This is a genomic window from Oenococcus sicerae (genome assembly GCF_004102045.2).
GTDB classification, from domain to species: Bacteria; Bacillota; Bacilli; order Lactobacillales; family Lactobacillaceae; genus Oenococcus; species Oenococcus sicerae.
This window is the reverse complement of sequence record NZ_CP029684.2, coordinates 866,983-880,613: the sequence shown is the minus strand read 5'-3', so window position 1 is coordinate 880,613 and position 13,631 is coordinate 866,983. Positions and strand designations below refer to the sequence as shown.

Annotated in this window: 14 protein-coding genes; 3 read left to right on the top strand and 11 right to left on the bottom strand. The window is 41.4% G+C overall.

Annotated features, from left to right (window positions below):
- Positions 1-20 precede the first annotated feature (20 nt).
- Both DLJ48_RS04460 and DLJ48_RS04455 read right to left on the bottom strand, forming a co-directional pair.
- Entirely contained in the window at positions 21-875 is an 855-nt protein-coding gene (locus DLJ48_RS04460) for an alpha/beta hydrolase (RefSeq protein WP_128686306.1), read from the bottom strand.
- Positions 862-2,085 (bottom strand): PTS sugar transporter subunit IIC, encoded by a 1,224-nt coding sequence (locus DLJ48_RS04455; RefSeq protein WP_243148510.1) that lies wholly within the window; start codon positions 2,083-2,085, stop codon positions 862-864. The genes DLJ48_RS04460 and DLJ48_RS04455 overlap by 14 nt, the downstream gene beginning before the upstream one ends.
- A 124-nt stretch (positions 2,086-2,209) precedes the next feature.
- On the opposite strand from DLJ48_RS04455, the gene DLJ48_RS04450 reads away from it, so the two are divergent.
- Positions 2,210-4,012, top strand: coding sequence for a M3 family oligoendopeptidase (locus DLJ48_RS04450; RefSeq protein ID WP_128686304.1), 1,803 nt, complete (start codon positions 2,210-2,212; stop codon positions 4,010-4,012).
- A 66-nt stretch (positions 4,013-4,078) separates the two neighbouring features.
- Here the strand turns inward: DLJ48_RS04450 and DLJ48_RS04445 are convergent, their stop codons facing one another.
- The 5 genes from DLJ48_RS04445 to trpX form a co-directional block, all read right to left on the bottom strand.
- Positions 4,079-4,732, bottom strand: a complete 654-nt coding sequence (locus DLJ48_RS04445) for an MIP/aquaporin family protein (RefSeq protein WP_128686302.1) — start codon at positions 4,730-4,732, stop codon at positions 4,079-4,081.
- 253 nt (positions 4,733-4,985) lie between these two features.
- On the bottom strand, positions 4,986-5,429 hold the full coding sequence (locus tag DLJ48_RS04440) for a universal stress protein (RefSeq protein ID WP_161566107.1): 444 nt from the start codon (positions 5,427-5,429) through the stop codon (positions 4,986-4,988).
- A 134-nt stretch (positions 5,430-5,563) separates the two neighbouring features.
- Entirely contained in the window at positions 5,564-6,334 is a 771-nt protein-coding gene (locus tag DLJ48_RS04435; protein WP_128686298.1) for an ABC transporter ATP-binding protein, read from the bottom strand.
- Positions 6,327-7,220 (bottom strand): ABC transporter permease, encoded by an 894-nt coding sequence (locus tag DLJ48_RS04430; protein WP_128686296.1) that lies wholly within the window; start codon positions 7,218-7,220, stop codon positions 6,327-6,329. Before DLJ48_RS04430 ends, DLJ48_RS04435 begins: the two co-directional genes overlap by 8 nt.
- On the bottom strand, positions 7,217-8,230 hold the full coding sequence (gene trpX / locus DLJ48_RS04425) for a tryptophan ABC transporter substrate-binding protein (protein ID WP_274596999.1): 1,014 nt from the start codon (positions 8,228-8,230) through the stop codon (positions 7,217-7,219). Before trpX ends, DLJ48_RS04430 begins: the two co-directional genes overlap by 4 nt.
- Before the next feature lie 254 nt (positions 8,231-8,484).
- Between trpX and DLJ48_RS04420 the strand changes: the two genes are divergently transcribed.
- Positions 8,485-9,354 (top strand): NAD(P)-dependent oxidoreductase, encoded by an 870-nt coding sequence (locus DLJ48_RS04420; protein WP_128686294.1) that lies wholly within the window; start codon positions 8,485-8,487, stop codon positions 9,352-9,354.
- Complete coding sequence (locus tag DLJ48_RS04415) at positions 9,354-9,893, top strand: GNAT family N-acetyltransferase (RefSeq protein WP_128686292.1); 540 nt, start codon at positions 9,354-9,356, stop codon at positions 9,891-9,893. The genes DLJ48_RS04420 and DLJ48_RS04415 overlap by 1 nt, the downstream gene beginning before the upstream one ends.
- Here DLJ48_RS04415 and DLJ48_RS04410 read toward each other — a convergent pair.
- From DLJ48_RS04410 to pyrF, 4 genes are all read right to left on the bottom strand, one after another.
- Positions 9,880-11,136: an MFS transporter gene (locus tag DLJ48_RS04410; protein WP_128686290.1), complete on the bottom strand. Its 1,257-nt coding sequence runs from the start codon at positions 11,134-11,136 to the stop codon at positions 9,880-9,882. The two genes, DLJ48_RS04415 and DLJ48_RS04410, sit on opposite strands and share 14 nt — an antisense overlap.
- Before the next feature lie 227 nt (positions 11,137-11,363).
- Positions 11,364-12,299, bottom strand: a complete 936-nt coding sequence (locus tag DLJ48_RS04405) for a dihydroorotate oxidase (protein ID WP_128686288.1) — start codon at positions 12,297-12,299, stop codon at positions 11,364-11,366.
- Positions 12,300-12,310: 11 nt separating this feature from the next.
- Positions 12,311-12,946 (bottom strand): orotate phosphoribosyltransferase, encoded by a 636-nt coding sequence (gene pyrE, locus DLJ48_RS04400; RefSeq protein WP_128686286.1) that lies wholly within the window; start codon positions 12,944-12,946, stop codon positions 12,311-12,313.
- Positions 12,943-13,626, bottom strand: a complete 684-nt coding sequence (gene pyrF / locus DLJ48_RS04395) for an orotidine-5'-phosphate decarboxylase (protein WP_128687084.1) — start codon at positions 13,624-13,626, stop codon at positions 12,943-12,945. Before pyrF ends, pyrE begins: the two co-directional genes overlap by 4 nt.
- Positions 13,627-13,631 lie beyond the last annotated feature (5 nt).

The window sequence follows — 13,631 nt, the reverse complement described above, 5'->3', positions numbered from 1 at the left end:
AAAAAGATAGTTCAGTCCTATTAATTATGAGGCCCTTGATACCCTGCTTTGCGAGTAGTCTGCTGGCGCAGGATATTACGGCGAATTAAACTAATGATCTGCGAATTAGTCGGCAGATCCGAATGGTCGGAATCATCCCCAGAAACAATGATCTGCGTGTAAGATCTGACGATTTTTTGAAAAACATATTTGCCAGCAATAACACTTTCAATTGGCACGATCCCATCGTCATTATAAGTTTCGGTACCAGCTACAGAATAAACCGTCAGATTGCTTGGCAGCTGCTGGCGATTTTTAATCAAGTCAGCAAGCATTTGTGTGCGATTGCTAGTGCTTGTTTCTGCAAAATTGTAAGGTGATCCAATGGTCAGCAAAGTACCAATATTGCTTTTCTTTTGATTGAAATATTTTTCCAAATAAATCGTCCAGTCAAGACCACCATTGGAATGTCCCAAGGCATTAAAATGGTTGAACTGGTATCGCTTTTCGAGCGCTTTCAATGCAATATCCAACCATTTCGCCTGCCGCTTGATATTGCTATAACCATCACTATTATTTTGAAAAGCGATCACGATATAGGGCTGATTATCGTTAGCTGCTAATCGACCAGAGTAAGTGATCGAATTATCTTCGTTAACTTGTACTCTTAAAAGTGAATGTGCATCTCCTTGCTGATTCAAAATGCCGATCATTGCATCAAAACGCGTATTTGTCGCAGACGAACCAGGTACCATAATCGTTGGATCCAAACGCGAGTTATAGATCGTTATTTGTTTGTCCACACTTGTTTTGACCCATTTTTGGCCTTGAATCAAAGAAAGAACCAGTAAGAGGAAAAGCAGAGCCAGACCAGCTGCATTTCTACATAATTTCACTGCCCGCTCCTTTCAGCCAATGATCGACAAAAGGCAAATAAGTCAGTACACCGATCGTCAAAATAACTAAAACCAATACGATCGTGCGCCAATCACCGTTGCTGGACAAAAAAGCTGTCAATATATTTGGTGTATAACGCGGTAATTCATAGACCGACGGTGCCAGCCAATGCAGTTTCAGAGCAATCGCGGTTAAAGTAATACCAAATATCGGTGATAAGATCGCCGGCAGCAAAAACAAGGGATTAAAAAAGAGGGGCAAAGCAAAATTAAGAATCTGGTTATTATCCAGCAAACTCGGAATTAAAGCTATTTTAGTCAAGCGCTTGATCGGTCCATGGGATCTGATCAGTAAAGCAATGACCAAAGCCAAACCCATTGATACACCACCAAAAATTGCAAACGAATCATAAAGGGTATGCAAACTCAATAAATTAGGAATGTTAAAAACGCTCTTATCCAAAGAGGCATTTAAATTATGAGCCGTCGACAGCAAGGAAAAGTTCGGTTTCAACAAGGCTGCCGGTACAGGCAATCCTAGCCAGAGAAGGATACTAGCCAGAATCGTTAAGCAAAAAACACCTATAAAATGGCCAGACCACTGGTTGATGAATGTGTCGTTAAGCCACTGGCTAGAACTCACAATAAAATTACTAGGCAAATGTTCGACCGATATCAGCGCAAAAATAACGGCGGTCACGACTAGCAAAAATAATAATGAATATAAGTACTTCGCCAATGTATGCTGATGTAAGGCAGTTATCTTGTTCAATATCCTCGTTAGCGAAAAAACGATCAGACTAACTAACAGAATATTTTGGCCCGAGTAGCGGACAAATAAATTATCGCTAAATAAAAGCCAGATCACGATAAAATTAACGAGTGGCAGCAAAGAATCATGGACACCGCGTCTGTTTTCTAATTGACTAGCAAAAAAATAAGCAAACAAAGGCAAGATCAGATGCTTCAAAAACAAAGAGGCCATATTCGCAAGATGGTTGACCGGCGGCCATATCCGAAATAGTTTCCAGTGAAAAACAAGCGCAAAAAAACTATTTGATGTCAGAAAAACATCTATAAAAAGCTGAAAAAAAACACTAATAATAATAATCGGCAGGAATTTTCTTAGGGTTTCATATAGACTTGAAAAAAATAAGGTTCGCTGCATTTTTGCTTGCCATTTATCCAATTGTTCTAATAAACGAGTCACGATTTCTTTTATCTTACAACAGTCTTAAAAATCCATCAGTTTTTTGGAAAATGATTACGAGGAACAGATCCACAATCATGAAAAGGTCAGACTATAATAAAAACATATATCTTAAGGAGAGAAAATGACATACTCACAGAACTGGAACATTGATGTGGTTTTTCCGGGGATCGATTCTCCGGAATTAAACGCAGCTTTCAAAACTGCTGCTGATGACAATCAAAAACTAGCCGAGACGATCGCGTCACTGACAGAACAAGATGAAAATAGCAAAATTCTCGCTGCAGCAGATAGCCTGCAGACCTTGGAAGGCAAACTAGGAACGATCGGCTTTTATTTAAATGCTTGGCGTTCTGTCAACTACGGCAAAGCTGAAGCCGGACCCAAGTTCGACCGTTTGTCCAAAATTGATATTGACTATACGGCACAAAAACAGGCCTGGGGCAAGTTTTTAGCGGCTTTGTCAGATAAACGTTTTCAATCACTATCGGCAGATGAAAAAGCTCAACCGATTGCTTTTATTTTGAACGAAACACGTCAGCAGGCCGCAAAATTATTGGATGATAACACCGAAAAACTGATAAACGAATTCCAAGTAGATGCTTTGCATGCTTGGTCTGCCCATTACGACACCATTTCCGCCGGATTATCAACCAGCTACACTGATGCCAAGGGCCAAAAACAGACCGTATCTGCTGGTCAGGCCTTAAATCTGCTTGATGGCATCAAAGATAAGGATGCGCGGGCTGATTTGATGAAACATTATGAATCAATGTGGGGCAAGGCTGAAAATCTATCAGCTGATACCTTAAATCATTTGGCCGGTGCGCGTTTGACCGACTATAAAGCCCATGGTATCAATGATTATTTAGAAAAACCGTTAGAATTGAACCGTCTCTCGCGAGCAAGTTTGACTGCCATGTGGAACACGGTCGCTAAAAATGAAGGCATGCTGGTCAAATTTTTTGCACGCAAAGCTAAACTGCTAGGTTTGGACTCGGATCAAATTTCCTGGCAGGATCAAACGGCACCCGTTCAAGTACCTGGTTATGAGCCAAGAACCCTTAGCTATGATGATACAGCTAATTTTATCGTGAAGAACTTCAGCAAATACTCAGCCAAAATGGGTGCCTTTGCTAAGCATGCTTTTGAAAATCAATGGATCGAATCAGAAGATCGTCCCGGAAAACAGCCCGGCGGTTGGGACGAATCGATTCCAGCTTTAAAAGAAGACCGAATCTTTTTAACCTTTACAGGCTCAGTCAATGATGCGGCCACGATCGCTCACGAATTAGGCCATGCCTTCCATTCCCGCGTCTTGTACGATTTGCCGCAGTGGCGCCAAAATTATGCGATGAACGTTGCTGAAACAGCCTCCACTTTTGCCGAAGCAGTTATCAACACTGCCAACGTAGAAGCGGCTAAAACTGATGCCGAAAAAATTACTTTACTGGATGCTAAAATGGCCAATGCAACCGCTATGTTCATGAATATTCGGGTACGCTTTATCTTCGAAAATAATTTTTATAAGGCACGACAAGAGGGCGTTTTAATGCCAGCTCAACTCAATAAAATGATGGTCGATGCACAAAAAGAAGCCTTTGCCGGAGCTTTATCCGACGATGGTGTTCATCCGCATTTTTGGACCTCAAAACTACATTTTTATATCGATGATGTCCCCTTTTATAATTTCCCTTATACTTTTGGTTATTTATTCAGTTTGGGTATCTTTGCTTGGGCACAAAAACAAACTGATTTCGAATCTGCTTACATTGCTTTATTGCGCGACACGGCTAATATGAGCTCTGAAGAATTAGCTAAAAAACACTTAGGTGTAGATTTGACTCAGCCGGACTTCTGGCAGGCTGGTGCTGACTTGATCAAAAAAGATGTCGACGAATTTCTGCGTTTGACAGAAAACATCTAACTATAAAAAAGAAGGGAGATCCCTTCTTTTTTTATTGACATAAGCAGTAGCTTATGAAATATGAATCTAGTATTCGCTGCCCAAAAGATACTTAGAAAAGAAAGCCGCTAAAATCGCGCCAACTTCTGGTGCTAGGATGTAAAGCCAAAGGTGCGCAAATGCACTGCCGCCAGCGAATAAAGCTGGTCCGATCGAACGAGCTGGATTCAAAGAACCGCCGGTCAGATTCAAAGCAAAAATAATTAAAAAACTCAATGTGATACCAATGACGATGCCGGCAAAATCACCATTGCCATGTTCTTTACTCGTGACGTTTAAAATAATTGTAATAAATAAGAAAGTGATCAATGTTTCAACGATAAAAGCCAAACCAGTTGAAATCTTTGGAAAATCAGTCTGACCCAATTGTGTCGCTGACAATTTCAGACCGCTGACAAAAGTACGAACAAAAAATGAAGCAACAACAGCACCTAAAATCTGAGCCACAATGTAATAAATGGCGTCGAGTGATTTGATTCGATGGTTAATCAACATAGCTGTTGTCACAGTCGGATTGAATTGGCCTCCGGAAATGCCGCCAAATGCATAGGCCGAGACCGTAATTGCCAAACCAAAAGCCAAACCAATCGTCAAGGCATCACCTTTCGCGATCACGACTGCGCCGGTTCCCAAAAAGACCAGCATGAAGGTCCCCATAAACTCTGCCACATATTTTCTCATGAAATTATTTTCTCCCCTAGTTTATAGCTTTGATTATAATTTTTTGCAGATCGAAAAAATAGATAGCAAGCGTTAAAAACAATGAATTTTTTCTAAAACTGCGTACTATATTCCTCAAAAAGGCTCTTTTTAACTGAAAATACGCTTATAGGACACAATTTTCCTAAAATAGACATCAACATATTTTAAATATTTTCGCGAATCATAATTAACTGTCACTTTTTCTTAGTTAATGTTTTTTGTCATACTCTGATCAGCGAATAACCAAAACGTCGATTTTTGATTCTCTCACAACATATTCTGTCACTGAACCAAGCAATGCATTCTCAATTTTGCCAAGACCGATCGCGCCAACCACGATCAAATCAGCAGCTACTTTTGTTGGTATTTCGTTTGTTAACAGTTCTTTGGGAGAACCATGCCTGATAAGCGTTTCAGTATCTAAAAACCCAGCCGCTTGTGCTTCCTTTTTAAGGCTCAATAGACTTTCTTTCTTTTCCATACTTGGCGAATTCATCATTTCTGCATCTTCGGAAATGACGCTTGGATAATGTGGTGTGTCTAAAACATGAGTAATAATTAAATGCGGTTTTGCATTGCCAAAGTTCTGAAAAAAATCAAGTGTTTTTCGAAAGGCATCTCGTGCTTCCTTGGAGCCATCCATCGCAATCAGAACGTTTTTATAAATTTTAGCCATTATTCGATCTCCTTTTTGTTTAATTAAATTTAAACATTGTCTCATATATTTGTAAAATAAATATATATAATACTTATAATTATAAAAACAAATCTAAATAGACAAAAAGTCGCTCTTCTAACGAGCGACTTTGTCTATTCAGTAAGATCGAAAAACGATAGCAGTTTTTCCTTAGTCAACTGGGATTTTTCTTCGTGATTGAAATCATGAGCAACTCGGCCGTCCTTGATGACGATCAAACGGTTGCCATATTTCAAAGCGTCTTCCATATGATGTGTGATCATCAAGCATGTTAAATGATCCTCGGCAACACGCGCTGCTGTGGCTGCCATCAAAGCCTGACCAGTTTTAGGATCCAGCGCTGCAGTATGTTCATCAAGCAGCAAGATATCAGGTTTTTTATAAGTTGCCATGAGAAAACTCAGTGCTTGTCTTTGACCGCCGGATAAGTTTTCCGTGGCCGTATTAAGACGCTGATCTAAATTATTATTCATACCAGCGGTTATTTTTTGAAAGGCTGCCATATGCGCTCTTAAATGTCTTGAACGCAACCCGCGTTTTTCACCACGCTTAGCAGCCAGCAGCAGATTTTCGGCGACGGTCATACGCGGGCTGGTCCCCATTTTGGGATCCTGAAAAACACGGCTCAGAAATTGTGTCCGTTTTTCCGGGCTATCCTTAGTAATGTCACGGCCATTATGCAGAATCTGACCAGCATCGATCGCGATAGTAGCGGCAATTGCATTAAAAATGGTTGATTTGCCTGCCCCATTCGAACCCAACAGCGTAATAAAATCGCCAGCATGAATATCAAGATTTAAGGATTTTAAGATTTCTGTTTCGTCGCTTTGATTCTGATTCACTTTAACAACAACATTTTTTAAAGACAAAATAGTTTCAGTCATGAACAGTAACTCCTTTTTTGATCACCTTATCCAAATGCAGCAAGCTGTTCAGCCACGGTGCCATAAGACAAATAGCCAGCAGTATCGCAGAAATCAAATTTAAATCATTTGTTGAAAAACCAAGCTGCAGCACGATCAAGAGAACAAAACGGTAAATGATCGATCCCAAAGTAATTGCAAGCAAGCGTTGGTTCATGGTTAGTTCACCGAAAACAACTTCGCCAATAATAATTGAGGCTAAGGCAATCACAATAATGCCGATCCCCATATTGATATCTGCATATCCATTATTCTGCGCAATCACAGCCCCGCCAAAAGCAATTAAACCGTTGGAAACCATCAAGCCCATATTCGTCATACGATCTGTGCGAATACCGATCGATTGTGCCATCGTGGGATTATCGCCCGTTACAATGAAAGCTTGGCCCAGCTCGCTTTGCAGAAAATAAATAATGACCAAGGTGACCACGACAATAATGGTTAAGCCGATAAAGATCGCATCGAAATATTTCGGTAAGCCGGCCAAGGGTGAAAAAATTGTTTTCTTACCTAATAAAGAAACATTCGCAGAACCCATGATGCGCAAATTAATTGACAGACAGGCTGTCATGACCAAAATACCAGCTAACAGGATCGGAATTTTTCCTTTCGTATACAATAAACCGGTTATGCCGCCGGCAAGTGCCCCAACAACAAAGGCTGCCAAACTAGCTAACAGCGGATCAACACCGTGCGTGATCAAAGTGACAGCACTAGCAGCACCTAAAGGAAAAGATCCTTCGACTGTCATGTCAGGAAAATTCAGAATTCGGAAAGTAAGAAATAAGGCTATACCTAAAATACCCCATAATAATCCTTGTCCGATACTAGATACGATCATACTCATTTGTAAATTTCTCCTTTCGTTTGTGCTTGTTTGACCACTGAATTCGGTAATGTGATGCCCAGTATTTTTGCTTCAGAAGTATTGATCGCCATCTGCCCTCTTGTCACGAAGGTCAATGGATAAGTTGATGTTTTCTCGCCTTTTAAAACACGGCCAGCAATAATGCCGGATTCTTTACCTAATGTGAATTGATTAACTGACAAGGTAGCCAGACCGCCAGCCTGAACCATTGTATCCACAGCTGGGAAAACAGCTACTTTTGACTGATTAGCAACATTGACCAAAGTTTTCATTGCACTCGCAACACCATTGTCCTGTGGTGCATAGACAGCCTGCACTTGAGAAACCATTTTTTCGGCGATCGTCTGCATGTCGTTGGTTGTCGAAATTGTATATAACTTGACCTGATAGCCCGCCGCTTTAGCAATTGCAGCCATTTTTTTTGCATTATAGCTGCCGCCATGATCAGAAGTTGTGTAAACAATTCCCAACGTTTTAGCTTTTGGCAGGATCTGTTTGATTAAATCCAACTGAGATTTCAAAGGTGATTCACCAGATGTGCCTGTAATATTAGCACCAGGTCGGGCATTGGATTTGATCAAGCCACCGCCGACCGGATCAGTAATACCAGCTAAAATGACAGGTGTTTGACCATTCGCTGCTTTGGCCAAGGCTTGTGCAGCTGGTGTCGCGATACCAATGGTCATATCATCCTTTTCGTTGGCGAATTTCGACGACATCGTCTGCAAATTAGATTGATCTCCTTGCGCATTTTCATAATCGATTTTCAGATTTCGGCCACTGACAAAGCCTTCTTGCTTCAATCCAGCTAAAACCCCCGCGTGAATCTGATCCAAAGCCGGATGCGTCATTAATTGCAGAATGCCGATTTTATAAATTTTTTGTGTCTTACTGTCGGCCTGACTGGATTGAGTTGTTTTGCCGGTATTAAAGAAGGCAAACAACAAAAATGCGGCTAGCAGAACAGTAAAACTAATCATGCGTTTCATAAATTTTCTCCCTTTTTCAGTTAAATAAAAAGCCCGCAAATGCGAGCAATTTTCCACCGTCAAAGTAAAGAAAAAGGCCCGCAAATTAGCAGGCCAAAGTAATCGCGATACGATCAAACAGCCCGTCTAGACGAGCCACCACCATGATTGATTGTTAAACCGTATCTGTTTCATAACTGAATGTCTTAATCATACATAAGATTTTAAAAAAGGCAAGCATTTTTTGTAATAAAATTTAGTTGGAGGAAATGAAAATGAAAATTGCTTTTATTGGGACTGGCGTTATGGGAACCGGTATTGTTAATAATTTTTTGAAAAACGGCCAAGAAGTTACGGTCTACAATCGCACCAAGGCCCATGCACAAAAGCTTTTGGATAGCGGTGCCAAATGGGCTGATTCTGCAGCTGAGGCCACACTAAATCATGATTTTATTTTTACAATGGTTGGTTTCCCGAAAGATGTTGAAGAAAATTATTTTGGACCAAAAGGTATTTTATCAGTCGCAAAAACAGGACAAATTTTAATTGATATGACAACTTCAACGCCCACTTTGGCGAAAAAAATCGCAGCTACGGGTGAAAAAATCGGCATCGGTGTTTTGGATGCACCTGTTTCTGGTGGCGATATTGGTGCTCGTGATGGCAAACTGACAACGATGGTCGGCGGTGATTTAGCGTCCTACCATAAAGCATTGCCGATTCTGGCATCCGTTTCCAAAAAAGTCAATTATTTTGGTGCCGCCGGGAACGGTCAGCATGCTAAAATGGCCAATCAGATTATGATCGCGTCCACGATGCTCGGCCTAGCTGAATGGCTGACCTATGCAAAAGCATCTGGACTTGATCTGCAGGAGACGCTGGATACTTTGTCTGCTGGCGGGGCCGATAATTGGTCAATGGATACCTATGCACCTAGGATTTTAAAAGGTGATTTTCAGCCGGGCTTTTACGCCAAACATTTGCTAAAAGACTTGCGTATCGCACTTGACGAAGCAGACAAACTACAGCTTGACTTACCAGCTACAAAACTAGCCGAACAATTGTATGCCAAGTTGACAGATGACAAAGGTCTTGGAGACCTTGGGACACAGGCGATCATTAAGCTTTGGAAACAGTGGGCTTAATGGCAGTTGATCAGCTGCAAATCAACGAAAGACTTTTTTTGAAAATCCCACTGGAACAAGATGCCAAGCGGATTTCTGAACTCGTTAACAAAAATCGGGCCGAATTTAAATTATATTTTAGCTGGTGTCAGCAAGAAGAAAGTCTAGCCGCAGCCCAGGCTGTGATCAAAAAAAATCATCAGCGTTTGGTCGAAGGAACAATGTACGCGTTTGCAATCTTTTATGATGAACAAATTGTCGGCATGATCGACCTGCACGAAATAAATCAAGGACAAAAAGCTGCCAAAACAGGTTACTGGCTGGATCGTGATTTTCGCGGCCGTGGTATCATCACGGAATCTGAAGCAGCCTTGATCAAGTTTGCTTTTAGTAAGTTAAGGCTTCATCGACTTGTTTTAGAAGCACAGACTCGAAATAAAGCCTCACAAGCCGTGGCCAAACGACTTAATTTTAATTTAGAAGGTATTAAAAAAGAATCTGACCTAATTGACGGCGAATTCTTTGATATGGCTGTTTATTCAAAAATTAATTCTCTGTGATCAATGCTAATTCTCGGCCTTTCGTCTCCGGAATCAAGAAGAGCATGGCTAAAGCAGCGATGATATAAATAGCAGAAATCATGCCCAACGCCGTCGACAAAGACTGATGCAGTGCAATAAAACCGATAAATAGCGGGCCGAATCCACCAATGAAACGTCCAACATTGAAGATAAGATTCTCGGCAGTTGAGCGGATCTCGGTCGGATAGTGTTCCGACAATAAAGCACCATAGCCGCCCATCATGCCGTTAACAAAAAAGCCAAGCACTGAGCCAAACAATACCAGCAAGGTCGGATCGGTAATTTTAAAATAGATCCAAACGATGATAGCTGCTGAAATCTGAAAAGTAATAAAAGCTGGCTTACGGCCGAATTTATCAGCTGCCCAGGCAAACACGATAATGCCGATCACCATACCCGTGATCGTTGACAAGGTCCAGAAAATCGTGCCATTGATCGTCGTGTGCTGCTGAGCAGCTAGCATTGTCGGCATCCAGCTCATGATGCCAAAATAGCCTAGGTTTTGCACTGAAGTTAAAATCACCAAACCAATCGTGGTCAAGGTGATTTTTTTATTGGCGAATAACTCTTTGATCGCGAAATTCTTTTTGACTGTTTTACGATTTTCGACCCACATTGCTGGTTCTTCCAAATTGCGACGCGTCCACCATGCCAAAATTGCTGGTAAGATGCCAATGGCAAACACACCACGCCAACCAAAATGAATCGAAACATAACCAGCTAACAGTGTTGCCAATAAAGTGCCGCCTTGGTAACCTAAGGCAACCCAAGAAGTTGCTTTCGTTCTTAACTGTGTCGGCCAGCTTTCGCAAACTAGTGTCATACCAATACCAAATTCGCCACCCAGACCCAAGCCGGCCAGAAAACGCATCATAATAAAAATAGTGTCCGACGCTGCCAGCGCTGAAAGACCTGTGAAAACAGAAAAAATCAAAATTGTCCAGGTAAAGACTTTGACGCGACCAAAACGATCAGCTAAAATACCGAAAACCGCCCCGCCAAGCACGACACCAAACATTGTGATCGTCGAAATGCCGCCAGCTTGAACCGTCGTCAAATGAAAATCTTTCATAATCAAAGGCAGAACAAAGGATAGCAGCATCATATCCAAGCCGTCCATCGCATAGCCAATGATCGATGACCATAAAGTTTGTTTTTGATAACGCGCAATTTGTTGCGGCTGCGCGACGTTGCCATTTGTTTTTTTAACCGAATTTTCCAATTTTCCCCCTAAAAAAATCCAAAAAAATACCTCAATTAGAAATAATTGAGGTATTGATATCAATTGATAAATCATGGAACTGCGAAGTAGAAAGAACATGAAAATTAGAAATACAAAAACAGCAATGCAAGAACAAGTCTAATTGTTTGCTGCAATTTTTCAAGTCTTCCCTCTCTTCATGCAAAATTCACATTGCTTAATAGTTTAGCAAGCTATAAATTCTTTGTCTAGAAAATTTTTAGTTTGCCACAAACTTGATCAAGACTCGTAATCTGTTTTTCGGTAAAAATAGCTTCTAATTCCTTTTCCAAACGCGCGAAGACAGTGGGCCCTTCGATCGCTAACTGCGAGCCTACCGAAACCAGGTCAGCACCGCATAACAAGTGATCAAAAACATCACGGCCGCAAGTGACACCGCCAGTCCCGATCATTTTGATCTCAGGACGTAAACGCAGCCTTAAAGCACGTACATTGGCCAGTGCCGTTGCCTTGATCTGAGCACCACCAAGACCACCGAAACCATCCTTAGGTCTCATCACAACTTTGTCAGTTTTTGGATCAATTACCAAACCGTTGCCGACCGAATTAATTGAATTGACATATGCCAAGGGATAACGATTCAAAATTTTAGCAATCTGATCAAAGTGAGCTAAATCAAAATAAGGCGGCAGTTTGATCCCTAACGGTTTGTCATAAAAAGCAAAAACCTGTTTCAAAATCTCGTCCGTTGTCTGAAAATCATAAGCGATCTGAGGTTCGCCTGGAACATTTGGACAAGACAAATTTAATTCTGCCAAACCTGTATAGTTACTAGCTTGCAGTTTTTTCAGATTGGCCACGATTTCAGTTTGCGACAATCCCACAACCGAGAAAATCGTCGGTCGTTTTAGATGACTTTTTAAAACATAATTCAAATAATAATCCAGACCTAAATTTGGCAGCCCCATTGAATTGATCGTATTATGCTGATCAGGAAAAGCAGCATAACGCGGTTCTTGATTGCCTAACCTTAATTCAGCCGTTGCTGACTTCGTCATAACAGCAGCCACAGCTTCAGCCTCTTGAATTTGATCCAGCTGTTCAGCCGTTTGGCAATAAACACCGGCTGCATTAATAAATAAATGGTCAAAAGTTGTGTTGGCAATCTTCGTTGTATAGTCCATATTTTCTCCTTTTAAGCCCGCCAAGCGACCGGATCTTGACGCCATTGACGTAAAGTGGCAATTTGTGAAGCATCTAGATCTCCATGTGTCAAAGCTGCTTGGATCAATTGCGAATAAGTTGTTAAAGATTTAAAAGTTAAATGGGCACTGGCAAAATTTTGCTCGCCAACTGGCAATTCATAGGAAAAAATCACAACAACACCTAAGACCTGCCCACCAGCCGCTTGCACCGCTTTAGCTGCTTTTAAGACGGATCCGCCAGTCGAGATTAAATCATCGATCAAAATGACCTTCTTATCTTGGACTTCAGCACCCTCGATTTGTTGACCGGCACCGTGATCTTTTGCTTTAGCACGTACGTAAATCATAGGTTTTTGTAAACGATCCGCAATCAAGGCCGCATGTGGAATACCAGCCGTAGCCACACCAGCGATAATATCGACATCTGCAAAATTCTTGGTAATTAAATCGACTAAACCATCAGCAATATTGCTGCGGATCTGCGGATAGCCGATCGTCATGCGATTATCTGTATAGATCGGACTCATAATTCCCGAGGCCCAAGTAAAAGGATCAGTTGGAGAAAACTTCACAGCGCCAATGGTCAGCAAGTCTTCTGCAACTTCTTTTGAATAACAGTTTGTCATGTAAAATCCTCCAATATTTTTTTATAAACAGCCAAAGGATCTGCAGCCTGCGTAATGGGTCTGCCAATCACCAAGGCATTGGCACCGTGATCTTTTGCATAAGCTGGTGTTGCGATCCGGCTTTGATCGTCCCGCTGACCATCAGCTAGGCGAATACCAGGAGTGACCTTTAAGAAATTCGGCCCTGTGACTTGCTGGATCAAATCAGCTTCCTGTGCTGAAGAAATCGTGCCGTCCATTCCCGCCGATTCAGCGATCTTGGCCAAATGCTGAACTGACTTGCCAACTTGAACAGTTGTCATTTGTGTTTGCTGTATCTCTGTTTCAGATAAAGAAGTCAGTTGTGTAACAGCTAACAGTTTTAAATTCTCAGCCTTTTCTTTCACAGCAGCAGCCAACATTTTTTGGCCGCCTAAAGCATGCAAGGTCAAAAATTGAACATCCAGTCGATTGATCGAAATCATGCTAGCCGCAACCGTATTCGGTATGTCAAAAAGCTTGAGATCCAGGAAAACCGGATAACCTTCTTGTCTTAATTCATGGATAAAATCTGCACCGGTTGCGTAAAATAAAGCCATCCCCACCTTGACAGCCGGTCGAATACCTTTAAAATGTTTCAAAAAATCCAAAGCCTGTCCGCCCGCAGTAAAATCCAAAGCAATAAACAGATTGTCGGTCATTTTTG

What these genes read in the sequence shown, in the direction of transcription:
- DLJ48_RS04450 (WP_128686304.1), top strand. Translation starts at nt 2,210, where the DNA reads ATGACATACTCACAGAACTGGAACATTGATGTGGTTTTTCCGGGGATC.
- DLJ48_RS04445 (WP_128686302.1), bottom strand. Translation starts at nt 4,732, where the DNA reads ATGAGAAAATATGTGGCAGAGTTTATGGGGACCTTCATGCTGGTCTTT.
- DLJ48_RS04440 (WP_161566107.1), bottom strand. Translation starts at nt 5,429, where the DNA reads ATGGCTAAAATTTATAAAAACGTTCTGATTGCGATGGATGGCTCCAAG.
- DLJ48_RS04435 (WP_128686298.1), bottom strand. Translation starts at nt 6,334, where the DNA reads ATGACTGAAACTATTTTGTCTTTAAAAAATGTTGTTGTTAAAGTGAAT.
- DLJ48_RS04430 (WP_128686296.1), bottom strand. Translation starts at nt 7,220, where the DNA reads ATGAGTATGATCGTATCTAGTATCGGACAAGGATTATTATGGGGTATT.
- trpX (WP_274596999.1), bottom strand. Translation starts at nt 8,230, where the DNA reads ATGAAACGCATGATTAGTTTTACTGTTCTGCTAGCCGCATTTTTGTTG.
- DLJ48_RS04420 (WP_128686294.1), top strand. Translation starts at nt 8,485, where the DNA reads ATGAAAATTGCTTTTATTGGGACTGGCGTTATGGGAACCGGTATTGTT.
- DLJ48_RS04415 (WP_128686292.1), top strand. Translation starts at nt 9,354, where the DNA reads ATGGCAGTTGATCAGCTGCAAATCAACGAAAGACTTTTTTTGAAAATC.
- DLJ48_RS04405 (WP_128686288.1), bottom strand. Translation starts at nt 12,299, where the DNA reads ATGGACTATACAACGAAGATTGCCAACACAACTTTTGACCATTTATTT.
- pyrE (WP_128686286.1), bottom strand. Translation starts at nt 12,946, where the DNA reads ATGACAAACTGTTATTCAAAAGAAGTTGCAGAAGACTTGCTGACCATT.
- pyrF (WP_128687084.1), bottom strand. Translation starts at nt 13,626, where the DNA reads ATGACCGACAATCTGTTTATTGCTTTGGATTTTACTGCGGGCGGACAG.